The organism is Asticcacaulis sp. P4_H10 (assembly GCF_056400965.1).
This window is the reverse complement of sequence record NZ_JBFUKH010000009.1, coordinates 135,236-158,221: the sequence shown is the minus strand read 5'-3', so window position 1 is coordinate 158,221 and position 22,986 is coordinate 135,236. Positions and strand designations below refer to the sequence as shown.

Below are 22,986 nucleotides of genomic sequence, written 5' to 3'. Positions count from 1 at the left end.
CGATGTAAGCCAAGGTTGCCGGACAAGGAGCCCATAAGCCCGCTTGCTGGCTGGATATTTACTCAAATCCACATGGTTTCGAATGACTTGCGCCGCATTTACAGAACTGCTGAGGCTTCATATGCCGTCCTTACTTCGCTTTGCCTATGGTGGTGGGAGCTGTTCAGGAGACACCATGACCATCGAAATCCCGCCGCGCTCGGGCGCCGCCTTCAAACTCGCCAAGGGTCAGCGCCTGCGCGTTATCGATCCGAACGGCGAGCAGGTTTCGGATATGCTGGCCTTCAACGCCGATGACACTAATGAAGTGATATCCTCGGGCCGAACGCTTGATTACGCATCCAAGCTTTTCCTGAGCGTCGGCGACCCGCTCTATTCCAACCGCAGCAATGTCATGCTGAAGATCGTCGAGGACACGGTTGGCCGCCACGATTTCCTGCTGACGCCGTGCTCAGCCGACACGTTCCGCATCATCTATGGCGATGAACATCCGCACCACGGCTGTTTCGGCAACCTGTCGCACGCGCTGGAGCCGTATGGCATCCAGCCCGACCAGATCCCGATCGCCTTCAACATCTTCATGAACGTCCAGGTCAATGGCGAGACCGGCGAACTGCGCGTCGATCCGCCAATGAGCAAGGCCGGCGACCATATCCTCTTCGAAGCCGAGATGGATCTGATCGTGGCCCTGACGGCGTGTTCGGCGCTTCAGTCGAACAACTATGCGTTCAAGCCGATCCATTACCGGGTGGAAGAGGCGGAGCCAGTAGCTTAGCCTTCTTCGCCTCCCCTATTTATGGGGGAGGTGAATTTGAGCGCGTTTAGCGCTCAAAGACGGAAGGGGCCCAGCCGTAGATTAAGACGAACGCAGGAGATTGGCGTTGACCAAGAAGGCCCCGCCCACCGCCTTCGGCGGTCCCTTCGCTTGCGAAAGCTATACTGTCGCCGCGCTCACCCCATAAATGGGGAGGGCGAAGATCAATCTGCCTGTCTTGGTATCAGGCCGCGCTGGCACCCGATTGCGGCGCCGGAACGGACAGCCCGGCAGCCGAATATTCATTCAGCTTATTGCGCAGGGTCCGGATCGAGATGCCCAGAATATTCGCGGCATGCGTCCGGTTGCCGAAGCAGTGGCTGAGCGTATCCAGGATCAGCTTCTGTTCGACTTCGGCCACGGTCGATCCCACAAAGGTACGCGCGGCACTTTCCGCCGCCAGGCTGATACGGCCGACATAGTCGGAACCAATCGGCGCCACCGGATTGAGCGGTTGTCCATCCGGCAGGCGGATCGCTTCGGCGTCAATTTCCGAACCTGACGACAGCAGGACGGCACGGTGCATGGCATTTTCCAGCTCACGGACATTGCCCGGCCACGGATGGGCTTGAAGGCGGCGCTTGGCTTCCAGGCCAATCGGCTTCAGTGCAATGGCATTGGCTTCGGAGTACTTCTTGGCGAAATATTCCGACAGGGCCAGAATATCGGCTGGACGCTCACGCAGCGGCGGCACGGCAAGGTTGATGACGTTCAGGCGATAAAGCAGGTCTTCGCGGAAGGCGCCGTCCTTGACGGCCTGGACCAGGTTCCGGTTCGAAGTCGCCAGCACACGGATATTGACCGGCACCGGCTTGGCGCCGCCGACGCGGTCGATGACCCGCTCCTGCAGCGCACGCAGCAGCTTGGCCTGCAGACGCACATCCATTTCCGAGATTTCGTCGAGCAGAAGCGTGCCGCCGTCAGCCTCTTCGAACTTGCCGATACGGCGGGCCATGGCGCCGGTGAAGGCCCCCTTTTCGTGGCCAAACAGTTCCGATTCCAGCAGGTTGTCGGGAATGGCGGCGCAGTTGACGCTGATGAACGGCTTTTGGGCGCGGCGCGACTTTTCGTGCAGGTAGCGCGCCATGACTTCCTTACCGACACCGCTTTCGCCGGTGATCAGGATGGAGGCGTCGGACGCTGCCACCTGGTCGGCCAGCTTGACGACCGACTGCATGGCCGGGTCATTGGTGATCAACGGGCGGGCATCATCCGACACGGCGGCCAGCACGGCAGCGATCAGCTCGGCGTCGGGCGGCAAAGGAATGAATTCCTTGGCGCCGGCGGTGATCGCCTGGGCCGCCTTGCGCGGATCGGGATTGACGCCGCAGGCGACGATATGAACCGAGATATGCTCGCGCTCATTGGCCTCGATCAGGCCGGCGATATCCAGCTCGTAATCGACCATGAGCAGATCGGCGCCCTGCCCCTTGCGCAGGGCTTCGGTCGCCTGCGCCACGGTTTCGACGTGGGCGACCTTGGCGCCGGTGTCCATGGCCATCTTGACGGCGACCGATAACTGGCCGCTCAGCTTTCCAACGACTAAGAGCCTCATGATCCGGCGTCCTCGCTTTTGATGATTTCCGTCATGGTCACGCCCAGGCGGTCGTCCACGACCACCACTTCGCCGCGCGCCACAAGGCGGTTGTTGACATAGATATCGATGGCTTCCCCGACCTTGCGGTCCAGTTCCAGCACGCTGCCCTGACCGAGCTTGAGCAGCTGCGACACCGACATGTACGATTTTCCGAGCACGGCCGAGATGTTGACCGGCACGTCGAAGACAGGCGCCAGATCGGCGGCCGCCTTGTCGCCACCGTCGTCTTCCGTGAAGGACGGGCCGGCGCTTTCGTCAAAATCTTCCAAACCGAGATCGGCCATGGGAGTAAACCTTTACTGGAGCGATATGCCAAAACGACATATCGCGGGAAAAATCAGTGCGCCGCCCCTTGCGGGTTTGCGGCACGGGTAGCGTGATACGCCTCGGCTTCAAGCGCTTCGTGAAGCGCCTGGCTGAGCGTGTCGAAAACCTGTTGCGGGTCGAAGCTGGCGCGGCCATCGGACCAGACGATCTCAAACGCGCCCCTTGGCATTTGCGGCGTGTTGCGGAACTGGATCGCCCCGGCGAAGCCCGCCATGTGCGCGGCGTCCTCGGCTGCAGCCTTGATGGCCTCGTCAGGATCATTGGCCAGAAGCACCAGCCGCGTCGCCTTCTCGATTTCCATGCCCATGGTTTCGAGCGCAGCCTTGACCGGCGCCTGCGGAAAACGATCGAGCGCCTCGGCGGCGATCTTCTGGGCGCAGACGAGCGCCAGTTCGACGCTGGCCTGCTTGTGGGCGTGGATCGCCTGGGTCAGGCCGGACAAGCCCTGTTGGGCGCTGCCTGCCAGATCCTGAATCGCGGCGGTCTGCGCCATCTGGGCGCGCGCCATGGCCGAATTTTCGCCTTCGGCGTAGGCTTGAGCGCGGATGGCTTCGACCTCTTCGGGCGTGAAGGCCTTCTTTTCGCGCTTGGGCTGGGAGACAACATTGCCGCTGTCGCCGAAGACTGTGCCGAATTCGAACTTCTTGTGCTGGACGGAGGTCATGGGGCTCGCTCCGCCAAAGCAGAATGAAACAACGGAGCGAAGCGACTAGCGCCGTTGAGACGCGCAGCCTGCTTGGCGCCAGGCGAGCGAAAGCGAGCTGAACGCAAACTAGTAAATAAGCTCATCATCGCCCCCCTGACCGGCAAGCATGATTTCGCCCTTGGCCGCCAGGTCCTTGGCGATCTGGACCATCGACATCTGGGCGACGTCGACGTCCTTGAGGCGCACAGGGCCCATGCTTTCCATGTCGTCGCGCATGATCTTGGCGGCACGTTCGGACATGTTGGACATGAACATGTCGCGCAAGCTGTCCGACGCGCCCTTGAGCGCCAGGGCCAGCTGGTCCTTCTCGACCGCACGCAGCAGGGTCTGCACGCCACCCGGATCAAGCTTCGACAGGTCCTCAAACACAAACATCAGGGCGCGGATACGTTCAGCGGATTCGCGGTTGCGTTCTTCCAGGGCGGCGACGAAACGGCTTTCGGTCTGGCGATCGAAATTGTTGAAGATTTCGGCCATGAGCTCGTGGCTATCGCGCTTGGAGGTCCGCGCCAGGTTCGACATGAATTCGACGCGCAGGGTCTGCTCGATCTTGTCGAGGATTTCGCGCTGCACCGGCTCCATGCGCAGCATGCGCTGGACGCACTCCAGCGCGAAGTCTTCCGGCAGGGAGGACAGGACGCGCGCGGCATGGTCGGCCTTGATCTTGGACAGGACAACGGCGACGGTCTGCGGGTATTCATTCTTCAGATAGTTGGCCAGGACGCCTTCGTTGACGTTGCCCAGCTTGTCCCACATGGTCCGGCCGGCCGGACCGCGAATTTCCTCCATCAGGGATTCGACTTTTTCCGGCGGCAGGAAGTTGCCGAGCAGACGCTGGGTCTGCTCGAACGACCCCATGATGGTGCCGGAATTGCTCATGCCCGAGACGAATTCGACCAGCAGTTCTTCAACGACATTCGACGCCACCGTGCCGAGGCTCGACATCGCCTGGGAGATTTCCTTGATCTCTTCCTCGTCCATGGACTGCCACAAGGCGACGTGATCTTCGCCCAGCGCCAGCAGCACGACCGCGGCCTTTTCGACCCCGCTCAGGCGTTTCGGATCATCGATGACGTTCTTGCGTGCCATGCGTCAGCCTCAGGAATCGTGAAGCCAGGACCGGAGAATCGATACCGACTCTTCCGGATGGCGATCGACGAATTCCGACACCTTCTTGACCGACGAGGCCTTAACCTGACCTTCGATGCGGGCGATGTCGATGCGCGCCTCGGCCTCCGCCATGGGGGCCATGGCCGTGGATGCCGGGCCGGAGATTGCGGATGCCGGCGCACCTGGCGCGGCGCCTGCCATGGCGACCTGAGGCATGCCGGGCGCGGCACCCGCCATAGCCAGCTGTCCGCCATTGGCTGCCGAAAGGTAGGTGGTCGGGCCGGAATTGATGAACTTCATCAGTGGCTTGGCGACAAAGAACAGGGTCAGCAGCGCCACGATCAGCAAGACGGCGATTTCGGCGCCGCGCATGATGTCATTCTTGTCGAAGTCCATCAGCGGCGCCTTGGAGGCCTCGCCGCCGACCGTGCCGCCGATATCATGATTGAAGCGGACATTGACGACCTGGACCTGGTCGCCGCGCGCCTGGTCGTAGCCAATGGCGGCTTTCACCAGGGCGTCGATCTTTTGCATGTCCTCGGCCGAGCGCTTGGCATAGGCGTCGGGCGCCTTGCCGTCCTTGGAGGGCGTGACCAGGTCATCGACCGCGACCGAGACCGCCAGCTTGCGGATATCGCCGGGGCCGGTGACGGTCGTCGTCTTGGTGGTCGAGATTTCGTAATTGGTCGTTTCCGACGTCGTGCCCGACTGGGTGCCGCTGCCGGTTACGCCCGGGGTCTGGGCACCGCCGGGGATATTGGCGGCGGCGGTCGTCACGCCGTTCGGATCGGCTTCGGTCGAGCGGTCGTTCGATTCCTCAGTGCGGGTCGAGCGAACCACCTGGCCATCGGGATTGTATTCGACCGACTCACGCGTCGTCGAGGTCTTGTCGAGGTCAGCCGTGACCGTGACACGGGCCGCGCCGGAGCCGACGACACCTTCGACGATTTCCTTGACACGCTTGCGCAGGCCTTCTTCGACGTCGCTCTTGTGCGCCGCGCCTGCGCCGCTCATGGCCTCTTCTTCGCCGGCCGCAGCCAGCAGTCGGTTGCGGTCATCGACGACTGTTACCTTGTCAGGTTTCAGGTTCGGCACTGCGGAAGCGACCAGGTTGCGGATGGCGCGGACCTGTTCGGCATTGAAGTCGCCGCCCGTAATACCCAGCACGACGGAAGCGGTCGGCTGCTGTGCCACGTCGTCGAACAGCTCGCGCTTGGGCATGACCAGTAGCACGCGCGCCGAGGTAATGCCGCGAATGGACCTTATGGTTCGCGCCAGTTCGCCCTCCAGCGCCCGCTGGTTGTTCAGGTTCTGGACGAATTCGGTCTGGCCCAGCGCCGGAGCATTGTCGAAGATCTCATAGCCGACGCTGGCAGCGGTCGGCAGCCCCTTGGAGGCCAGCATCATGCGGGCATTGGCAACTTCGTCGCGATTGACCATGATGGTCGATCCGTCGCCCTTGACCTCGTGCTTGATCCCGGCCTGATCCAGCGCCAGGCTGATTTCACCTGCTTCCTTAAGGTCAAGGTTGGAGAAGAGCAGCGCCTTGGGCTGGGCGGCGAAATTAAGAAAGACCATGGCGAGGACACCGGCCACGCCGGCGGCGATGCCAAGGATGGTCATCAGGCGGCCGAGACCAAACTTCTGTAAACCTGAGAAAAACGAACCCACGCCGGCTCCATCACCATTATAAGCGAGGTTTCGACCTCACCGCACTAGGCAGTAATTTCCCAGTGGTGAGTTAATGCCCGCTTAATTTTCACGGCAATGTGAGGTGATTTTTAAGATTCGACTTTGATTATAAGCCTATAAAATAACAATGGTTTTAGAAATTTGGTTAAAGTCGGTTAACGAATGCATCCCGGGCGCTGGATGCCGGATGCGTGAACGCCTTTAGCGGACCTGAGCCAAAGCCCAGATCCGTTAAAAAGTGTCAGTCAATTCCCATCGAGATAACTCATCGGGATTTTTCCTGTAGCTTTCACACGCCGAGATGACACAGGGTCACCTCACGCGGGTAATCAGCGATATTGCTGAATGCGCGTCGTGCGCAGACCGGCCATGCCGTGGTTTTCGATCGCCTTCTGCCACGCCAGGAATTCCTCCGACGTGATATTATAGCGCTCGCATGCCTCGTCGAAGGTCAGAAGCCCTCCACGTACGGCAGCCACAACCTCCGCCTTGCGGCGGATAACCCAGCGCTCCGTTCCCGGAGGCGGCAGGTCGCCCAGTGTCAATTTAGCCCCAGTCGGACCAATCACGTATTTTTCGCCTTTACTATCGCGGCGTTGCTGTTCTTGAAGCATGGCATTTTGCCTTTACTACCATCACCATATCGATGAATGTAGCGCACCTCTCTCAACATCCGCTTAATCGCCATAGTAAATATGGCATTAATCTTTGCGAGGAAACCATATTAAACTTTCGTTTAACGTGATCTTGAGGATGCTTCTTTTTATTAACGCCGGTTAATGAGTGTAAACACATTGCGAAAAACAGAAATATATTTCGCAATACTCTTAAAGAGGTAGTTATTGCTTTATGCTTAACAGCTCCTGCAGCATTTGATCGGCGGTCGTAATGATACGCGACGATGCCGAATAGGCCCGCTGGGTGGTGATCAGGCTGGTAAACTCCTGTGACAGGTCGACCGTCGAAGCCTCCAGGCTGGCGGGGCTGAGCAGGCCGGTGCCGCCAAGGCCCGGCGTTTTCAGCGAATAGGTGCCGGAGTCGCGGCTGACCGTGTAGGCATTGCCCGACACCGGCGACAGACCGTTGGGGTTGATGAAGCTGGCCACCGCGACCTGAGCAATGTTGCGCGTGACGCCGTTGTCAAAGATGGCGGTCACCATGCCGTCTTCACCGACCTGGATCTTCGACAGGTTGCCGAAGGCCGTACCGTTCGAAGTCACCGACTGGGTCACCGAATCGTCGTCATATTGCGTCAGGCCCGACTTGGCGCCTGAGAACGCCATGGTAACGGTCTGGCCCGCGACACCGAGGGTCGAATCCCAGTGGGGCGTGGTGGTCGCCGCCGAGGCGCCGACAACCAGATCCGGCGAGAATGCGCCGGCCACACCGGTCGTCAGATTGACGCTGGTCGAGGCCGCTTCATCGAATTCACCCGAAGTCGTGAAGGCCAGGGTTCCACGCGCGATCTGGCCCAGGCCCCCTGTTGCAATGGTGTCGCCGGCGGCGTCGGCGATATTCGGCGACCAGATTTCGTAGGCCCAGGTATTGGCGCCGGTCTTGAGCAGCGACATGGTGACGGATTGCTGACCACCCTTGGAATCCGACACCGGGATGGAAATTTCAAAGTCGGGACGCGTACCGGGCGACGAACCTGATGACGGATCATAGACCGACATAGACGCCGTAGGATCGGTCGGGTCATAAGTCCCGGCCGTCACTGCGGTCGATACCGGCTGGCTGGATTTCAGGTTGCCGTTGAGAGCGACCTGGGTCGTCGCTTCGGCCGTACCACCGATGTTCGAGATATTGATCGGCTCCAGCTTGGTCAGGTCGGACGAGTCACTCGACACCGAGCCATCGGCGTTGACCGGCCAGCCCTGCAGATAAAAGCCCGCCGAGTTCTTGAGCTTGCCCGTCTTGTCCGCGACGAAAGAACCATCGCGTGTGAACAGGACGTTGCGCATGGCCGCGTCATCTTCCGGCGAACCCGATACGACGAAAAAGCCCTGACCGTCGATGCCAAGATCCAGACTGGAATTGGTCGCCGCCAGCTCACCCGTGGTCGAGATATTGTTGCGGAAGGCCGCGTTGACGCCACCGCTGTTAAAATGGCTGTTGGTCGTCGAACCGGTGACGATCGACTGAAAGTCGGTCGAAACGCGCTTGTAGGCCGTCGTGTTGACGTTGGCGATGTTGTTGGAGATGGTCGTAAGCGCAGCCGAATTGGCGGCGAGCCCCGTCACTCCGGTTTGCATGGCGCTGTTGATGCTCATGGGATTTCCTTCTGGAAGAAAGCTTGAATTTTTAAGAGACCTTGGTGACGGCGGACATCGGCACGCGGGTATTGCCGACCTTGAGCACGATGGTGCCGTCGATGTTTTCTGCAGACGAGACGACGCCGGACAGGCTGATCGAACTGTCGATCTTGGCACCGCTGGCCGTCTTGGCCTCGACCGTCAGGGTGTAGTTTCCTTCGGGGGCGGCCTTGCCGGCACTGTTCTTGCCGTCCCAGGCGAAAGTGTTGGTCCCCTTGGCCAGACCGGCGCTGGCGGCATCGCCGGTCCAGACCACCTTTCCTGTGGAATCGAGCACGCTTAGCTTGGCTGAACCGGCGGTCGTTCCCAGATCATAGTTCCAGCTGGCCGAACCATCCTTAAGTGTAGCGGCAGAGGTCGCCACCGACACCGATTTGCCGATATAGCTGACAGCGGCGTTCATCGATCCTGCGGAATTGTTGCTGGCGATCTGGGCCAGGTACTGGTTGCCCTTGAGCTGCTGCTCGACCGAGGAATATTGGACCAGCTGATTGGTCCACTGGGTCGTGTCCATGGGCGACAGTGGGTCCTGGTTGCGCACCTGAGCCGTCAGCAGGTTCAGGAAGGTCGAATAGTTGGTGCCCAGCGACGATGCATCGGTGATCGAATTGCTCGACTTGGACGTCTTCGACGGATCGATCGGCGTATAAGTGGCGGTATCAGAGATGGTGTATCCCATGTCAGGTCCTAAACGATCAGATTGAGCGCAAGCGTCGATGCGCCGGTACGCATGGCCTGCATGGCCGTATTGAGGGCGGCATTGAGGTCGCTGTCATCGGCGACCTTGTTGGCCGCCTGCAGCGCACGACTGGCCTGGCGAGCCTGCGACTGTTGCTGCTGGTCTTGCGCCAGCGCCGAACCGAAGCTGCCGCCGCCCCCTTGTGAAGAACTGTCGCGCGAGGAAAAGGACAGGCTATCCTTGTCGACCGACAGGCCGGCATCGGCCAGTTGCTGGCGCAGTTCGGGTTCGCTGGCGCCGAAGCTGGCGGCGGTAACGGGAGAATCGAAGGTCAGATGCGCGGTCGTCTTGCCGTCGCGGCCGATATGCAGCGCCACCTCGACCTTGCCGAGATCGGCGGGATAGAGCTCGATGGCGAACTTGGTCGAGCCTTGCTCCAGCTTCTTGCTGATCTGCATCGACAGGGCCGACAGCGTTTCCACGGCTGCCCTGGACATGTTCGACCCTGCCGTCGTGCTGGCGCCGGTGGCTGAATAGCTGCCCTGGGTGTCGCTGATCGCCTGCAGCGAGAAGGCTTGCGGCTGAGTGGAGGATTGCGCATCGGGCGCCGCAGCGCTGACGACGCGCGGATCGACGGCGGCCTGCGCCGGTTGTGAGTCCGCCCCCGTCACCGCATCGCGCACCTTGGCCAGCGCCGGCCTAGGGTCGGCCTTGGCGGCGGCGCGGACCGGTTCCGCGCTTGTCTTCGCGATCGCATCCATAGAGTCTTGGGGATCTGGGGTATCCGCCTCACCAGGGTCCTTGTCATTGCCGGCGGCCGCCGACAGCGGAGCGGACTTCTCCGGCTTGGCCTTCGAAGCCTTGGCATCGATGGCGATATCGGGTTGAGACAGTTCGGGAGCAGCCTCAGCGGTCCTGGCCTGCGGCTGAATCGCGGACGCGGCCACCATGGCCATCTGCGCGGCAATGGGCGCGGCTTCGGTGGACTGGGTATCGGCTTCCGGCAGCTCTTCCTCAGGCTCGGCGACCTCCAGGTCGTCCATAAATACGGCTGCGCTTAAATCGGCCTTGGCGACGGGCGAGGTGACGGCTTCGGGAGCCGGCGTTTCAGCGGCGATCTGCTGCAGCAGGATATCGAAGACGGACACCCCACCCTCAGGCAGGGCGCCCAAGGCCACGACCGACGCCGCATCCGCAGATGCGCCGACAGGTGTGGCGGCAGAATTGGCCGGCAAAGGTGCGGACAGCGACATGGGAACTCGCGCGAAACACTTGAGTGGCCCATCGCCGCATTTCGCAGCCGTCAGGACCTGGTTCAGGGCGACGCAGTTCTTGCGCAAACCAATCGCCATCCTGGTTGCAAACGCCGGGCCAGTTTTAACATATTGATTTTATTGATTTTAACCTATGCGCAGGCGGGCGATATTTGCCTGCCCGGCAGCCACGGCAGTCAAAACTTGCCGACTTTCCAAAGGGTTAATTGCAGTCCTGTCGGCGGCTTTATAATCGTGGCACGTGAATTGAAACCTTGATCGTCAGAACCGCAACCGGCCACAGGGCCAAAACTCTAAGTATATGAAAATGTTGAGTTTTAAAAATCGCAGACCAGGAAAGCCCCGGCAGGATTTGCCGGGCGCGATGCAGGCTTTGCCGAAACACGGTTGCTTAAAACTTAATTTGCTTTGTCGCGCATCTTATTCCGAAAACCGCTTCGCACTTTTCGGGATGCGCCTTGAGGATACTCAGCCATGTCGCTGAACTCGATCATGAATATCGGCGTGTCGGGCCTGATGACCGCGCAGGAGCAGTTGCGCGTCACCTCCGACAACATCTCGAACGTCAACACGCCGGGCTATATCCGCAAGCAGGCCAACCAGACCTCGGTCACGGTCGGCGGCAAGGGCGCGGGCGTATCCTCGGGCCAGATCACCCTGGCGGCCGACCGCTACCTGCAGCAGGCCTCGTTCAAGGCGTCCTCGGAAGCGGCGCAAAGCAGCGCCACCTATGACCTGCTCGACCAGATCCAGGCGCAGTTCGGCGACATCACCGACGAGAACAACCTGTTCAACCAGATGAACAGCGCCCTCACCTCGATGGCCAAGGCCGGCGAAACCCCCAGTTCCAGCGCCCTGCGCCAGGAGGTGGTGTCCAACCTGTCCGGTTTCCTGGCCGAAGGCGCACGCATCTCCGACAAGATCCAGCAGGTGCGCGCCGACGCCGACGCCCGCATCGCATCGGACGTCACCGCCATCAACGACCTGCTCAAGAACATCTCGAAGCTCAACGCCTCGATCTCGTCGGCGACCGTGGTCGGTGGCGACGCAACTGGCGCCCAGAGTGCCCAGACCGGCTATGTCGACCAGTTGTCCAAGCTGATCGACGTCAAGGTGACGCAGAATGAGAATGGCGGTGTGACCGTCCGCACCCAGAACGGCACCGTGCTGAGTGGCGACACCTACGCCACCCTGTCCTATCAGCCGACATCAAACGTGTCGGGGTCGACCGTATTCAACTCGATCATGATCAAGGGCGCTTCCGGCGAGACGCGCGACCTCGGTGACAGCATCACGTCGGGCGAGCTCAAGGGCCTGATCGAGATGCGCGACATTACCGCGCCGGCGATCAATGACCAGCTGAACCAGTATATGGCCAAGTTCGCCGAGCAGATGAATGCGGCGCATAACGATTCGTCGGCCGTCCCGGCCCCGACCTCTCTGACCGGAAAGAATTTGAGCCAATCCCAGGCCGAAGCGCTGACCGGCATGACCGGCACGACGAATATCGTCATGCTGGACTCAGCGGGCGCCATCGCCAGCCGGATGCAGATCGACTTCACGGCCAATACCTGGACACGCTATCCCGCCGCCGGCGCGCCCGTATCGGGCACGTTCGCCGATGCCAGCTTCGCCGCAGATATTCAGGCAGGTTCGGGCGGCGGCCTGGCGCTAAGCTTCGCGGGGGGCGCCCTGTCGGTCAATGCCGCAGGCACCACCGCCGGCATCGCCATCGCCGACCCGGCGACCGGCGGATCGAATAAGCTGGGCCAAGGCTTCTCGCAATATTTCGGCCTCAACGACATCATTTCGTCGTCACAAGCGACCAATAACCAGACAGGCCTGAGCGGCACGTCCGCTCACGGATTTGCGCTGGGCAGCAAGATGTCGCTCAGCATCAAGGGCGAAAATGGCTCGACGATCGCCGACATCGACTTCACCATCCCGGCGACGGGCGTCACCACCATGGACGACCTGCGGACGGCGCTGAACGACACAACGAATGGCGTCGGCCGCTACGGCACCTTCTCTCTGGACGGCAACGGCGCCCTGACCTTCAGTGGCTACGGCAGTCCGGCCAATACTTTAGGCGTATCGTCGGACAACACTTCACGCCTCGGCGGCGCCTCCTTCAGCACCTTTTTCGGCATAGGCGGCACATCCGGAAAAGTCGCCAGCGGCCTGGTGGTCAGCAATACTGTCAACGGCAATCCGGCCAAGATGGCGCTGGCCCAGGTAAACCTGTCGGCGACATCGCCCAACCCTGCCCTCGTCTCCGGCGACGGTTCGGGCGGCCTGGCCATGTCAGACATCGCCAATGCCTCTATCACCTTTCCGCGGGCTGGACTGAATGGCGGCGGCCCGTCGACGCTCGAACGCTACGCCTCGGACCTGGCCGGCCAGGTCGGCAATCTGGCGGCCAATGCCGAAACCAACAGGACGGCCTCAGAGGCCCTTCTGAAAGAGGCGACCAACCGCCGCTCCGCTACCGAAGGGGTCAACCTCGACGAGGAACTGATCAACCTTACCGTATACCAGCAGGCTTACGGCGCTTCCGGCCGCCTCATCCAGGCGGTCAAGGAAATGTACGACGTCCTGCTCAGCATGGGACGCTGATAGATGCGTATCTCGACCGGACAGATCTGGGGCAATGCGCTGGGCAACCTGATGGATGCCCAGACCCGCATGGCGAAAGCAAACGACCAGGTGTCGACCCAAAAGGTCGCCACCGACCTGATGGGACATGGTCGCGCCTCCGAAATCATCGCCGCGTATCAATCGTCGCTGGCGAAGTCGGAAGGCTATATCGAGGTCAACAAGACGGTGTCCGACCGGCTGGAAAGCCAGGACCTGGCTCTGACCACGGCCAGCGATTCCGCGGCCGGCGCCAAGGACGCCATCATGAATGCGCTGGCATCGGGCGAGGCCTCGGCCATGATGACCTCGCTGCAGGGCGCGTTTTCGTCAGCCCTGGACGGGCTGAATTACGTCCATAACGGCCAGTACCTGTTCGGCGGCGGCAATGATGACAACGCCCCGGTAACTGTCACCAGCATGTCCGGCCTGACCGCGCTCGGTTCGGTGTCCGCCGGTTTCCAGGATGGCGACATCAAGAAGTCGTCGCGCATCGACGCCCACACCACCATCCAGACGGGCATGCTGGCCTCGGACCTCGGCACCGCCCTGATGCAGACCTTCGCCGACATCCAGGCCTATAATGACAATCCCGCGACCGGCCCGTTCGGCGCGAACCTGACCGACGCCCAGAAAGCCTTCCTGACCACCAAGTCACAGGAATTCAATGCCCACTACGACAACCTGGTGCAGCAGACCTCGCTCAACGGTACCCTGCAGAACCGCGTCGACAACACCACCAAGTCTCTGGAAGGTCAGGTCAAGACCCTTTCGGGCCTGATCAGCGACCGCACCGACGTCGACCTGGCCAAGGCCTATACCGATCTGCAGATGGCGCAGGTCTCGGTCCAGGCCTCGGCCCAGGTACTCTCTACCCTCAACCAGACGTCTTTGCTCAACCTGCTGAAATAGTATTGTACTATCAGTAGTATAATTTGCATTTCTTTTCATTCTTGACGAAATGCGGCATCAAATGATACCGCTAACATAAACGCCCGCCCCGAGGCGTTCCCTCGTCAGGAAGGAAAACCCATGAACCGTTTTCAGAGTTTCGCCGGCCGCCTTCTGGCGTCGGCGGCACCCGTTGCCCTATTGTGCGCCCTCACCGTGGGCGTACCTGCCCAATCCGCCACACCTGAAGCCTGCGCCACAGCCGCCTGCGCCTATCTCGACCCATCGCAAAGCGTCGATGCCCGGGCCAAGGATCTGGTGTCACGCATGACGCTGGAAGAAAAGGCGCATCAACTGGGTCACACCGCCCCCGGAATTTCCCGTTTGGGCGTGCCTGAGTACAACTGGTGGAACGAAGGCCTGCACGGCGTCGCGCGCGCCGGCATCGCCACCGTCTTCCCGCAGGCGATCGGCATGGCGGCCTCGTGGAACCCGCCGCTGATGCAGGAGGTCGGCGATGTGGTCTCGACCGAATTCCGCGCCAAGTACAAGGAACGCGTCCATCCCGACGGCGGTACCGAATTCTATCGCGGCCTGACCGTGTGGTCGCCGAACATCAATATCTTCCGTGATCCGCGCTGGGGCCGTGGCCAGGAAACCTACGGCGAAGACCCCTACCTGACCAGCCGCATCGGCATTGCCTATATCAATGGCCTGCAAGGCAGCGATCCTAAATATTTCAAGACGATCGCCACCTCCAAGCACTTCGCCGTCCACTCGGGCCCCGAGTCGAACCGCCACAAGGAGGACGTCTATCCGTCGGCCTACGACCTGGAAGACACCTACCTGCCGGCCTTCCGCGCTACCGTGACCGAGGGCAAGGTCCAATCGATCATGTGCGTCTATAACGCCGTAAACGGCGTACCGGGCTGCGCCAGCGAATTCCTGATGGAAGAAAAGCTGCGCCAGGACTGGGGTTTCAAGGGCTATGTCGTGTCGGACTGCGGCGCCGCCGCCAACATCTACCGCGAAGACAGCCTGCATTATAAGAAGACGGCGCCAGAGGGCGTGGCCGCGGGCTTTACCGCCGGCATGGACCTGATCTGCGGCGACTATCGCAATCGCATGACGACCGAGCCGGAAAACATCGTCACGGCGGTCAAGACGGGCCTGCTGTCGCAAGCGGTCGTCGATCGCGCCCTGGAGCGCCTGTTTACCGCGCGCATCAAGCTTGGCATGTTCGACGCTCCTGCCGGCGTTTTCCCAGGCATTACGGCCAAGGACTATAACACGCCCGCACACCACGCCATGTCGCTGAAAATGGCCAAGGACTCGCTGGTCCTGCTCAAGAACGACGGCAATGTCCTGCCTTTGGCGGCCACGGCGAAAACCATCGCCGTTATCGGCCCGAATGCCGACAGCTACGACACCCTGGTCGGCAACTATTATGGCCGCCCCTCCAAGTCCGTCACCGTGCTCGACGGCATCCGCGCCCGCTTCCCGAACGCCAGGATCCTCCATACCGAAGGCACCGGCCTGGTCGGACCGGCCGAGGCGCCTGTGCCGGACGCGGTTTTAAGCACCGACATGAGTGGCAAGACCAAGGGTCTGAAGGCCGAGCACTTCAGCGGCCCGCGGTTCACAGGCACGGCTTCAACGCGCACAGAGCCCAATGCCACGGCCAGTTGGGTCGCCGAGGACAAGAACACCTCGGCACGCTGGACGGGCGTCATCGCCGCGCCCGAAAGCGGCGAGTACCGTTTCCGCTACGCCAGCGAGAACGGCTACAAGATCTGGGTCGGCGACAAACTGGTCGTCGACGAATGGGGCGTGGGCGACGCGCCGTCGATCGCCTCGGGCAAGATCACGCTTGAAGCCGGTAAAAAGTATCCAATCCGCGTCGAGGCCTTCCAGCGCGACGCCACGGGCGATCAGAAACTTGTCTGGAGCACGCCCAGCCAGAACGGCGATGATGCGGTGGCGCTGGCAAAGCAGGCCGACGTTGTGATCTTCGTCGGCGGCCTGTCGGCGCGCATCGAGGGCGAGGAGATGAAGGTCGAAGCAGCCGGGTTTGCCGGCGGCGACCGCACCAGCCTGGACCTGCCGGCGCCGCAACAAAAGCTGCTGGAGCGCATTCACGCCACGGGCAAGCCGACCGTTCTGGTGCTGATGAACGGCAGCGCCCTGTCGGTCAATTGGGCGGACCAGAACATCCCGGCCATTGTCGAGGCCTGGTATCCCGGCGCCGAGGGCGGCACGGCTGTTGCCGAACTGCTGGCGGGCGATTTCAGCCCAGCCGGCCGCCTGCCCGTCACCTTCTACAAGTCGGCCAGTGATCTGCCGGCGTTTGCAGACTACAGCATGAAGGGCCGGACCTATCGCTACTTCAAGGGAGACGTCCTCTACCCGTTCGGCCATGGCCTGAGCTACACCACCTTCGCCTACGACGCGCCCTCAACGTCAGCCAAGACGATCAAGGCTGGCGACAGCGTCCAGGCAAGTGTCAAGGTCAGCAATACCGGCCAGCGCGACAGCGATGAGGTTGTAGAACTGTATGTCAAGAAGCCGGGCGACGCCGCCAACCACACCCTGGCAGGCTTCAAGCGTATCCATCTCAAGGCCGGCGAAAGCCAGGCCGTGACGCTCGATCTCGACGCCCGCGCCCTGTCGCAGGTCGACGACAAGGGTGTGCGCAAGGTCGTGCCTGGCGCCTATAGCCTGTTCCTCGGCGGCGGCCAGCCCGGTCACGCCAAGACGGTTTCAACCCAGGTCTCGGTGACGGGTGAACAGGTTCTGCCAAAGTAAAGATAAATCCGCCCTCTTTTGTTAAGAGAGGGCGGACGTCTTTGGTTCGGATTGCGCCTTCTGTACGCCACCACACCACATCGGCATCATAGCCGCCGTCATACGCAGAGACAGATTGGCGTACATCTGCCAGACAAAAACCATAGGCATACTGAAATCCTCGTCGCTTATGGCCGCAGGGCGGGAGTTTCATCCTCACCCTCGTCATTTGAATTATTGCTGCCCGGCTGATCGTCAGGGTCTCCTTCGACATCGCTGACGGCGGAATTGACGGGCGCATTGTCATTATCTTCCAGCGGCAAGCGGGTATCGTCGATTTCACGGACAGGATCACCCGCCTCGGTCGACTGGTCACGCTGGCCGCGCGAACTGACGCGGTCAACAAAGGCGCGGGACGCATCGTCGAGCGGCCCTGGGGTTCTGGATTTCAAATCTTCGACGGGCATAACATCCTCCTTTGAACGCTTTGGCCGATTGTAGGCCACCCCATGTAAGGCCGCGCCGTGATCCATCCGGACGGCAATAAGGTTGTGATACGGCCTGGCCTAGCAATTCGCGCGCTTTTCCCTTATCTAGCGCGGATGCAAGCGTGCCCCGTACCCCTCATCCTCGACGCCGACCTCGACGCCGCCATCACCGCCACCCGCGATGCCGTTGGCCTGCCCCAGGGCGCGCGCGTCGTCGCTGCCATGTCCGGCGGCGTCGATTCGACCGTTGTCGCCGCCTTGCTCCACCAGGCGGGCTATGAGGTCATCGGCGTAACGCTTCAGCTTTATGACCACGGCGCCGCGCTGAAGAAGACCGGCGCGTGCTGCGCCGGCCAGGACATCCACGACGCGCGCATGGCTGCCGAAAAGATTGGCATCCCGCACTACGTGCTCGACTACGAAAGCCGTTTCCGCGATTCCGTCATCGAGGAATTCGCCGACAGCTATCTGCGTGGCGAAACGCCTGTGCCGTGCATTCGCTGTAACCAGACGGTCAAGTTCCGCGACCTGCTCGACGTCGCCCGCGACCTGGGCGCCGAAGCCATGGCGACCGGCCACTATGTCGAACGCGCCGACGATGGCGCGGTCGTTTCTTTACGCCGCGCCGCCGATCAATCGCGCGACCAGAGCTATTTCCTGTTCGCCACGACGCGCGACCAGCTCGAATTCCTGCGCTTCCCGCTGGCCGGCATCCCCAAGCCGCAGGTCCGCCATATCGCCGTACAGCTTGGTTTGAAGATCGCGCACAAGCCCGACAGCCAGGACATCTGCTTTGTGCCGGAAGGCAAGTACACCAACCTGATCGACAAGCTGCGCCCGCAAGGCCGCGAAAAGGGCAATATCCGTCACGTCGACGGCCGGGTACTGGGGACGCACGATGGCATCACCGGCTATACGATCGGCCAGCGCCGCGGGCTGAACATCGCTGTCGGCGAGCCCTTGTTCGTCATCAGGATCGCACCCGAGACACGTGAGATCATAGTCGGCCCGCGCGAGGCCTTGCTGACGCGGGGCCTGTCGCTGAAGGAAACCAACTGGCTGGGCGACGAAGCCGATCTCAATGCGGCTGCCACGGCGCGCAAAGCGGTGCTGGCGCGCGTGCGCTCGACACGGCCGCCTGTGCCGGCGCACATTGTCGGCACGGATGCCGGCATCGAGGTTGAATTCGTCGATCCTGAGGAAGGCGTGGCGCCGGGCCAGGCGTGCGTGCTTTACGACGCCGGCGATTCCGGCCGTGTCCTCGGTGGCGGCTTTATCGCCGCCACACGCAGCGCGCTCTGAGCTTTATAAAATCTCGGCGTAGATCTCGCCAAGGGTCCGTGCATCCGGATTACGCTTCAGCTGGACATCGCTGGGTGACACCGTGCCATTGCAATGGGCGCAATGGGTTACCGGCGCGATGACGTGGCCGCAGGCATTGTGCACCAGTTCGACCGACGGTGTTTCGTTGGTATAGATATACTTCGCGCCCCAGTCGGCCATATGCAGCATCAACGGGCGCAGTTCGCAGCCCTTTTCCGTCAGCACGTATTCAAAGCGGCGCGGCCGTTCGCAGTATAGTCTTTGTTCAAAGACGCCGTGGGCCACGAGATGCTTGAGGCGGGCGGCCAGCACATTGCGCGCCAGGCCAAGGTTTTCCTGCCACTGCTCAAAGCGCGATATGCCACGGAAGGCGTCGCGAATGATCAGCAGGGTCCAGGGTTCACCGATAATGTCCAGGCTGGCGGCGACCGTGCACCTTTGCCTGCTGTAGTCAGCTGAGCGTCCCATTATATCTAACTCGTACTTTCTTGTTCTAAGCGAAGGCTTTCCCGGCCACGCCTGTTGCGCGCAACATGCCGCATGCGCGCGAGAACCGCCAGTGGAAAATCGCCTGGTTGTCGCTTTATGACAGTTCGATCAAACCCAGAACATCGTTACGATTCACGATGTTACCGCAAACAAATTACCGGTTGACGGCATACAGTGCCGAGGCGACCCGCGCCATGTCCGCCTCATCCGAACGGACGAAATCCTGGGCAAACTGGCCATCCTGCCAATGCAGCAAAACGGAAATGCCGCCATCCATTGCCATGATCAGGCCGTCGGCATGCATCTGGATGGGCGCTTCGGTGCAGGCGCTGGCGAAGTTACCGCAGTCGACGGCATAGGCGCCGGCGGGCACGACGCGCAAGGCTGGCGCCGCCGAAGCATCGAAGCTGGTGACGCGCTGGTCATGGCCATCGGCCAGGCGGACATGGACGGCAATACGGCCGCTATCGGCTTCGTTGACCAGACGCAGAGAATCAGTACGGCCATCACCATCGAAATCGCCGTCGCGAAGGGCGAGCAGCGCATTACGTTGAACACGCAGGTCAGGCGAAAGTTGCGCGGCCTCAGCCAGGCCAGCCGTTGCGGCCAGAAGAACAGCCGCAAATCCAATCGCCAAACGTCCCTTGGTACCCACCGTCATCACCTGTTCCGTCTCTGCGTCTTGTCCTGAAAAAATACAGGATTAAGGTTTTCGTAACCCTATCTCGCAGGTTTGGTGCCAGATGTGCCAGATTCCGGGCTCATTTGGAATAATAATTTGTTAACCAGTTAAATTATTGAGATGACGGCGTTTTATCGGAGGCCGTTACCGCACCCTCCGCACTTGGACCGTTTGACGCCGGTCTTTCTTCGGCGATCCAGTTCAGGTCAAAGGTGCAGCAAGACGGCTTGGTGTGCGCCATCAGGGCGGTGATCAGTCCGGAACCAAGGCTTAGCAAAACCATGAGTCACTCCTCATTTTAATAATGAGAATAACTCGCAAATTCAATTTAGCAAGAGGCAGGGCTTCACATCTGCTGTGAATACCAGAGCGATATGCCGAAAGTGTCAGCGGTTTCGGCCAAATATCGCGACAAAGCAAAAACTACTGGGTCAGCAGGATCGCGCCTATAACCGCAGGATCGGCTTCGGGCTTGATTGGATTGCCGCGCGCGTCGAGATTGTCCCACTGGCTCTTGGCGATGAAGGTGAAGCTGTCACCGCTGACAAAGCCTTGCGTCGGTTGCGCCAGAAGCCGGTCTGAGCGCAGCAGAACCTCGACCGCCTTGACCTGCGTCCAGTCGTCCGACATGCGCAGCCGCAATATCCGGTTCGGCTTGAAACCCGTCTGGACGGCGATCAGGTCGCGGCCATAACGGGCCAGATAGGAGATACCCAACAGCGCCGCATCCGCAGGCGGGCTCAGCCGCGTCATCCCGCCCGACCCCAGGTCGACGCGATAAAGTCCCGACACGAAGTCGGCGACGATCAGCGAAGACGCATCTTCGCTTTCGGCCAGGCCACCAGGGGAATCCATATAGCCCTCCGGCACCAGGGGCTCTAACGTGCCGTCATAACCAGACAGGCGCAGGACCTCGCCGTGCTCGCTGTCGGTGACGTAGAGGTCGTCACGCCCGGCCAGCAGCTTGCCGAAACGCCGGCTCTTGGCACCGTCACTGAAAGCCTTGTCAACGACGCCGGTCTTGACGTCGATGACCACGACTTTCGAGCTTATCGCCTTCGCCTTGGGATCGAAGGTCTCAGTCTGGCGGCTGGCGGCGGTCGTGGCCCACAGCTTGCCGTCGCGCAAAGCCAGTCCGTAGGCCGCTACGCCCGGCCGGAAGGTCAGGACATCGCGCCCGCCCCCGGCAGAGACAGCCGTCACCGTGCCCGTCCGAATGCCGCTAACGAAGACTTCGCTGCCGTCGTCCGTCTGGGTCAGGCCCTCAGCCAGGATAAAGCCCGGCGAGTTCGAGACGACGCGCATTTCGCCGACGGGGCTTTCGTTCAGTTCCAGCAGGTCGTTGAGTTCCGCGTCCCAGACCTGGTTGAAGTCGGGATTTCGCGCCAGGTCCAGCACATAGCCGCGCTTAAGGTAGTCCTTGAGCGCCGCCTTGGCCTCGACCTTCTTGCGCTGCTTCATCGCTACCTGCGCCTTCAGCAGCAGGATCGACGGCGAATCCGGCAGGATGGCGCCGGCCTTGGTAAAGGCCGCCATGGCGCCGGTCGGATCGTTCTGGTCGAAAGCAGCCATGCCTTCGCCGCGATAGGTCTGAAACTGGCCGAGGTCCGATGACGGATCAACCGCATGCGCCGAGCCCGCCAAGAGGCCCGCCATCAGCAGAAAACCGATCGTGCGCCCACTCCGCCTGATATCACCTGGCCGCTTCATTTGCCGTCCTCGCTGTCCGGCCGGTTCATGACAAGCCGGATCGGCACGGCCGTCGTCGCTTTGACGGAACGCATGATAATGCGGCTTTCGACGCCCGACACCAGGTCCGACGCCAGAAGCTTGTCGCGCAGGAAGTCGTCATAGGCGTGCATGTCGCGCGTCATGACCCGCAGCATATAGTCTTCATGACCCGTGACTGTGACGCAAGACACCACCTCCGGCCAGTCGCCCAACCGCGCCTCGAAGGCTTCGAGATTGGCGCGCGACGGCAGGGACAGCTTGACGGCGGCGTAGACTTCGAAACCCAGGCCCAGCTTGTCAGCGTCGAGCAGGGTGACGCGCCGGCGAATGACGCCCAGGTCTTCCAACCGCTTGATGCGCCGCCAGCATGGCGACGGCGAAAGTCCGACACGCTCGGCCAGATCGGCCACCGACAGCGAAGCATCTTCCTGGATCAGATCGAGGATGCGTCCGTCCAGTTCATCAATCAGATCCGACAAAATATTCCCTCAACGCCACTCAGATAATCATATATCCTACATAATGGCGCGTCTCAGCGAAATATTCCACCCCTAACCGCCCATATCGTTCATTCAGCGTGCAAATTGCACGGGTTCCGGCCTTTACGAAAAATCCTTGCCCGAAACCTTGAAGAAGGCTTGAACAGGCCGACAGGATTGGCTATAGCCTCGCCTCCGCGAACGGCGTAGACCTTGATCCCCCGTTTGAATTCGGTTCGGTTGGGTAGCTCAGATGGTTAGAGCGGTGGATTCATAACCCACAGGTCGGCGGTTCGATCCCGCCTCCAACCACCAATTCTCTCTACTGTACTTCTGGAATCCCGGCAGGAACCTCACCAACATCGCCTCCGGCTATTGTGGCAAGTTCAGACCATACGACACACTGCACAGGCAACTGAGTGGTTTCGACTACCAGTGCGGTATCTATTATTACAGCGTCGGCGAATGCAAAAAAACGCAACTGGGATGATTACCGCACTTACAGCATCATCCCTGGCGGAGGCGGCAAGCGCTGGCGTCACCCCATGCTGCAATTCCAGGAAGGCGACATCGTCGCTGCTTTCATTGGCAAGGACGGGTATGTCGGCATCGGTCGCATTACCGCTGCCGACATACCCATCCGTCAAGTAATGACCGACGGGCATCCTCTTCTAAGCCTGCCACTCAAGTGTTAGGGAATGGGTCGATAGCGATGACGAGTGCGAATATGTTGCTCGAGTGGAATGGATCAAGACCGTTCCTCGCGGCCAAGGCAAATGGCAGCATAAATCCGGCCCGTATAGCGCCACCTTGGTTCGAGCTTCACTCGACGCGCAGCCCACGACGATACGTTTCCTAGAGCAGGAATTCGGAGTCGACCTCGGTCAGCTAGCGATCTAGCGGTGTCTCAAGCGCGCCAATTGCAGCAATGGAACGGAGGAAGTAGCACTTTAAAACATTTGGCCCGAAAG

At 61.0% G+C, this 22,986-nt stretch carries 22 protein-coding genes and 1 tRNA gene; 7 read left to right on the top strand and 16 right to left on the bottom strand.

All coding sequences use genetic code 11. The annotated features are described in order from the left end of the window. The first annotated feature begins 175 nt into the window (after window positions 1-175). Window positions 176-775 carry a DUF1989 domain-containing protein gene (locus tag AC1DON_RS17030; protein ID WP_476936012.1) on the top strand — a complete coding sequence of 200 codons (600 nt, stop codon included), beginning with the start codon at window positions 176-178 and terminating at the stop codon, window positions 773-775. 223 nt (window positions 776-998) lie between these two features. Here AC1DON_RS17030 and flbD read toward each other — a convergent pair whose 3' ends face one another. The 9 genes from flbD to AC1DON_RS16985 all read right to left on the bottom strand — a co-directional run bounded on the left by flbD (window position 999) and on the right by AC1DON_RS16985 (window position 10,592). After that, on the bottom strand, window positions 999-2,369 hold the full coding sequence (gene flbD / locus AC1DON_RS17025) for a sigma-54-dependent transcriptional regulator FlbD (protein WP_476936011.1): 1,371 nt from the start codon (window positions 2,367-2,369) through the stop codon (window positions 999-1,001). Then, window positions 2,366-2,695, bottom strand: coding sequence for a flagellar motor switch protein FliN (gene fliN / locus AC1DON_RS17020; protein WP_476936010.1), 330 nt, complete (start codon window positions 2,693-2,695; stop codon window positions 2,366-2,368). The genes flbD and fliN overlap by 4 nt, the downstream gene beginning before the upstream one ends. 53 nt (window positions 2,696-2,748) lie before the next feature. After that, entirely contained in the window at window positions 2,749-3,402 is a 654-nt protein-coding gene (locus AC1DON_RS17015) for a FliH/SctL family protein (protein ID WP_476936009.1), read from the bottom strand. Window positions 3,403-3,510: 108 nt separating this feature from the next. After that, on the bottom strand, window positions 3,511-4,533 hold the full coding sequence (fliG, locus tag AC1DON_RS17010; protein WP_476936008.1) for a flagellar motor switch protein FliG: 1,023 nt from the start codon (window positions 4,531-4,533) through the stop codon (window positions 3,511-3,513). Window positions 4,534-4,542: 9 nt separating this feature from the next. Further along, window positions 4,543-6,225: a flagellar basal-body MS-ring/collar protein FliF gene (gene fliF, locus AC1DON_RS17005; protein WP_476936007.1), complete on the bottom strand. Its 1,683-nt coding sequence runs from the start codon at window positions 6,223-6,225 to the stop codon at window positions 4,543-4,545. A 350-nt stretch (window positions 6,226-6,575) separates the two neighbouring features. Next, a complete protein-coding gene (gene sciP, locus AC1DON_RS17000) occupies window positions 6,576-6,860 on the bottom strand; it encodes a CtrA inhibitor SciP (protein ID WP_476936006.1) in 285 nt (94 codons plus the stop codon). Between the two features lie 225 nt (window positions 6,861-7,085). Then, window positions 7,086-8,519 carry a flagellar hook-basal body complex protein gene (locus AC1DON_RS16995; protein ID WP_476936005.1) on the bottom strand — a complete coding sequence of 478 codons (1,434 nt, stop codon included), beginning with the start codon at window positions 8,517-8,519 and terminating at the stop codon, window positions 7,086-7,088. A 31-nt stretch (window positions 8,520-8,550) separates the two neighbouring features. After that, window positions 8,551-9,240, bottom strand: a complete 690-nt coding sequence (locus AC1DON_RS16990; protein WP_476936004.1) for a flagellar hook assembly protein FlgD — start codon at window positions 9,238-9,240, stop codon at window positions 8,551-8,553. 8 nt (window positions 9,241-9,248) lie between these two features. Next, a complete protein-coding gene (locus AC1DON_RS16985) occupies window positions 9,249-10,592 on the bottom strand; it encodes a flagellar hook-length control protein FliK (protein WP_476936003.1) in 1,344 nt (447 codons plus the stop codon). Between the two features lie 396 nt (window positions 10,593-10,988). On the opposite strand from AC1DON_RS16985, the gene flgK reads away from it, so the two are divergent. The 3 genes from flgK to AC1DON_RS16970 all read left to right on the top strand — a co-directional run bounded on the left by flgK (window position 10,989) and on the right by AC1DON_RS16970 (window position 16,844). Further along, window positions 10,989-13,130, top strand: a complete 2,142-nt coding sequence (gene flgK, locus AC1DON_RS16980) for a flagellar hook-associated protein FlgK (protein ID WP_476936002.1) — start codon at window positions 10,989-10,991, stop codon at window positions 13,128-13,130. Window positions 13,131-13,133: 3 nt separating this feature from the next. Continuing rightward, window positions 13,134-14,060, top strand: a complete 927-nt coding sequence (locus AC1DON_RS16975) for a flagellin (RefSeq protein WP_476936001.1) — start codon at window positions 13,134-13,136, stop codon at window positions 14,058-14,060. Window positions 14,061-14,180: 120 nt separating this feature from the next. Then, window positions 14,181-16,844 carry a glycoside hydrolase family 3 C-terminal domain-containing protein gene (locus AC1DON_RS16970; RefSeq protein WP_476936000.1) on the top strand — a complete coding sequence of 888 codons (2,664 nt, stop codon included), beginning with the start codon at window positions 14,181-14,183 and terminating at the stop codon, window positions 16,842-16,844. A gap of 21 nt (window positions 16,845-16,865) precedes the next feature. Here AC1DON_RS16970 and AC1DON_RS16965 read toward each other — a convergent pair whose 3' ends face one another. Next, entirely contained in the window at window positions 16,866-16,994 is a 129-nt protein-coding gene (locus AC1DON_RS16965; RefSeq protein WP_476935999.1) for a hypothetical protein, read from the bottom strand. 17 nt (window positions 16,995-17,011) lie between these two features. Beyond that, window positions 17,012-17,290, bottom strand: a complete 279-nt coding sequence (locus AC1DON_RS16960; RefSeq protein WP_476935998.1) for a hypothetical protein — start codon at window positions 17,288-17,290, stop codon at window positions 17,012-17,014. A gap of 135 nt (window positions 17,291-17,425) precedes the next feature. On the opposite strand from AC1DON_RS16960, the gene mnmA reads away from it, so the two are divergent. Continuing rightward, a complete protein-coding gene (mnmA, locus tag AC1DON_RS16955) occupies window positions 17,426-18,613 on the top strand; it encodes a tRNA 2-thiouridine(34) synthase MnmA (RefSeq protein WP_476935997.1) in 1,188 nt (395 codons plus the stop codon). Window positions 18,614-18,616: 3 nt separating this feature from the next. On the opposite strand, the gene AC1DON_RS16950 is transcribed toward mnmA, so the two are convergent. The 5 genes from AC1DON_RS16950 to AC1DON_RS16930 all read right to left on the bottom strand — a co-directional run bounded on the left by AC1DON_RS16950 (window position 18,617) and on the right by AC1DON_RS16930 (window position 22,015). After that, window positions 18,617-19,102, bottom strand: a complete 486-nt coding sequence (locus AC1DON_RS16950) for a winged helix-turn-helix transcriptional regulator (RefSeq protein WP_476935996.1) — start codon at window positions 19,100-19,102, stop codon at window positions 18,617-18,619. 175 nt (window positions 19,103-19,277) lie between these two features. Next, complete coding sequence (locus AC1DON_RS16945) at window positions 19,278-19,784, bottom strand: hypothetical protein (protein ID WP_476935995.1); 507 nt, start codon at window positions 19,782-19,784, stop codon at window positions 19,278-19,280. A gap of 133 nt (window positions 19,785-19,917) precedes the next feature. Next, window positions 19,918-20,088 carry a hypothetical protein gene (locus AC1DON_RS16940; protein WP_476935994.1) on the bottom strand — a complete coding sequence of 57 codons (171 nt, stop codon included), beginning with the start codon at window positions 20,086-20,088 and terminating at the stop codon, window positions 19,918-19,920. A gap of 140 nt (window positions 20,089-20,228) precedes the next feature. After that, window positions 20,229-21,515: a tetratricopeptide repeat protein gene (locus tag AC1DON_RS16935; protein ID WP_476935993.1), complete on the bottom strand. Its 1,287-nt coding sequence runs from the start codon at window positions 21,513-21,515 to the stop codon at window positions 20,229-20,231. Continuing rightward, entirely contained in the window at window positions 21,512-22,015 is a 504-nt protein-coding gene (locus tag AC1DON_RS16930) for an Lrp/AsnC family transcriptional regulator (RefSeq protein WP_476935992.1), read from the bottom strand. Before AC1DON_RS16930 ends, AC1DON_RS16935 begins: the two co-directional genes overlap by 4 nt. A 238-nt stretch (window positions 22,016-22,253) precedes the next feature. Between AC1DON_RS16930 and AC1DON_RS16925 the strand changes: the two genes are divergently transcribed. Together AC1DON_RS16925 and AC1DON_RS16920 are read left to right on the top strand one after the other, a co-directional pair. After that, window positions 22,254-22,330, top strand: a tRNA-Met gene (locus AC1DON_RS16925). Between the two features lie 104 nt (window positions 22,331-22,434). Then, window positions 22,435-22,710: a hypothetical protein gene (locus AC1DON_RS16920; protein ID WP_476935991.1), complete on the top strand. Its 276-nt coding sequence runs from the start codon at window positions 22,435-22,437 to the stop codon at window positions 22,708-22,710. The last annotated feature ends 276 nt before the right edge of the window (window positions 22,711-22,986 follow it).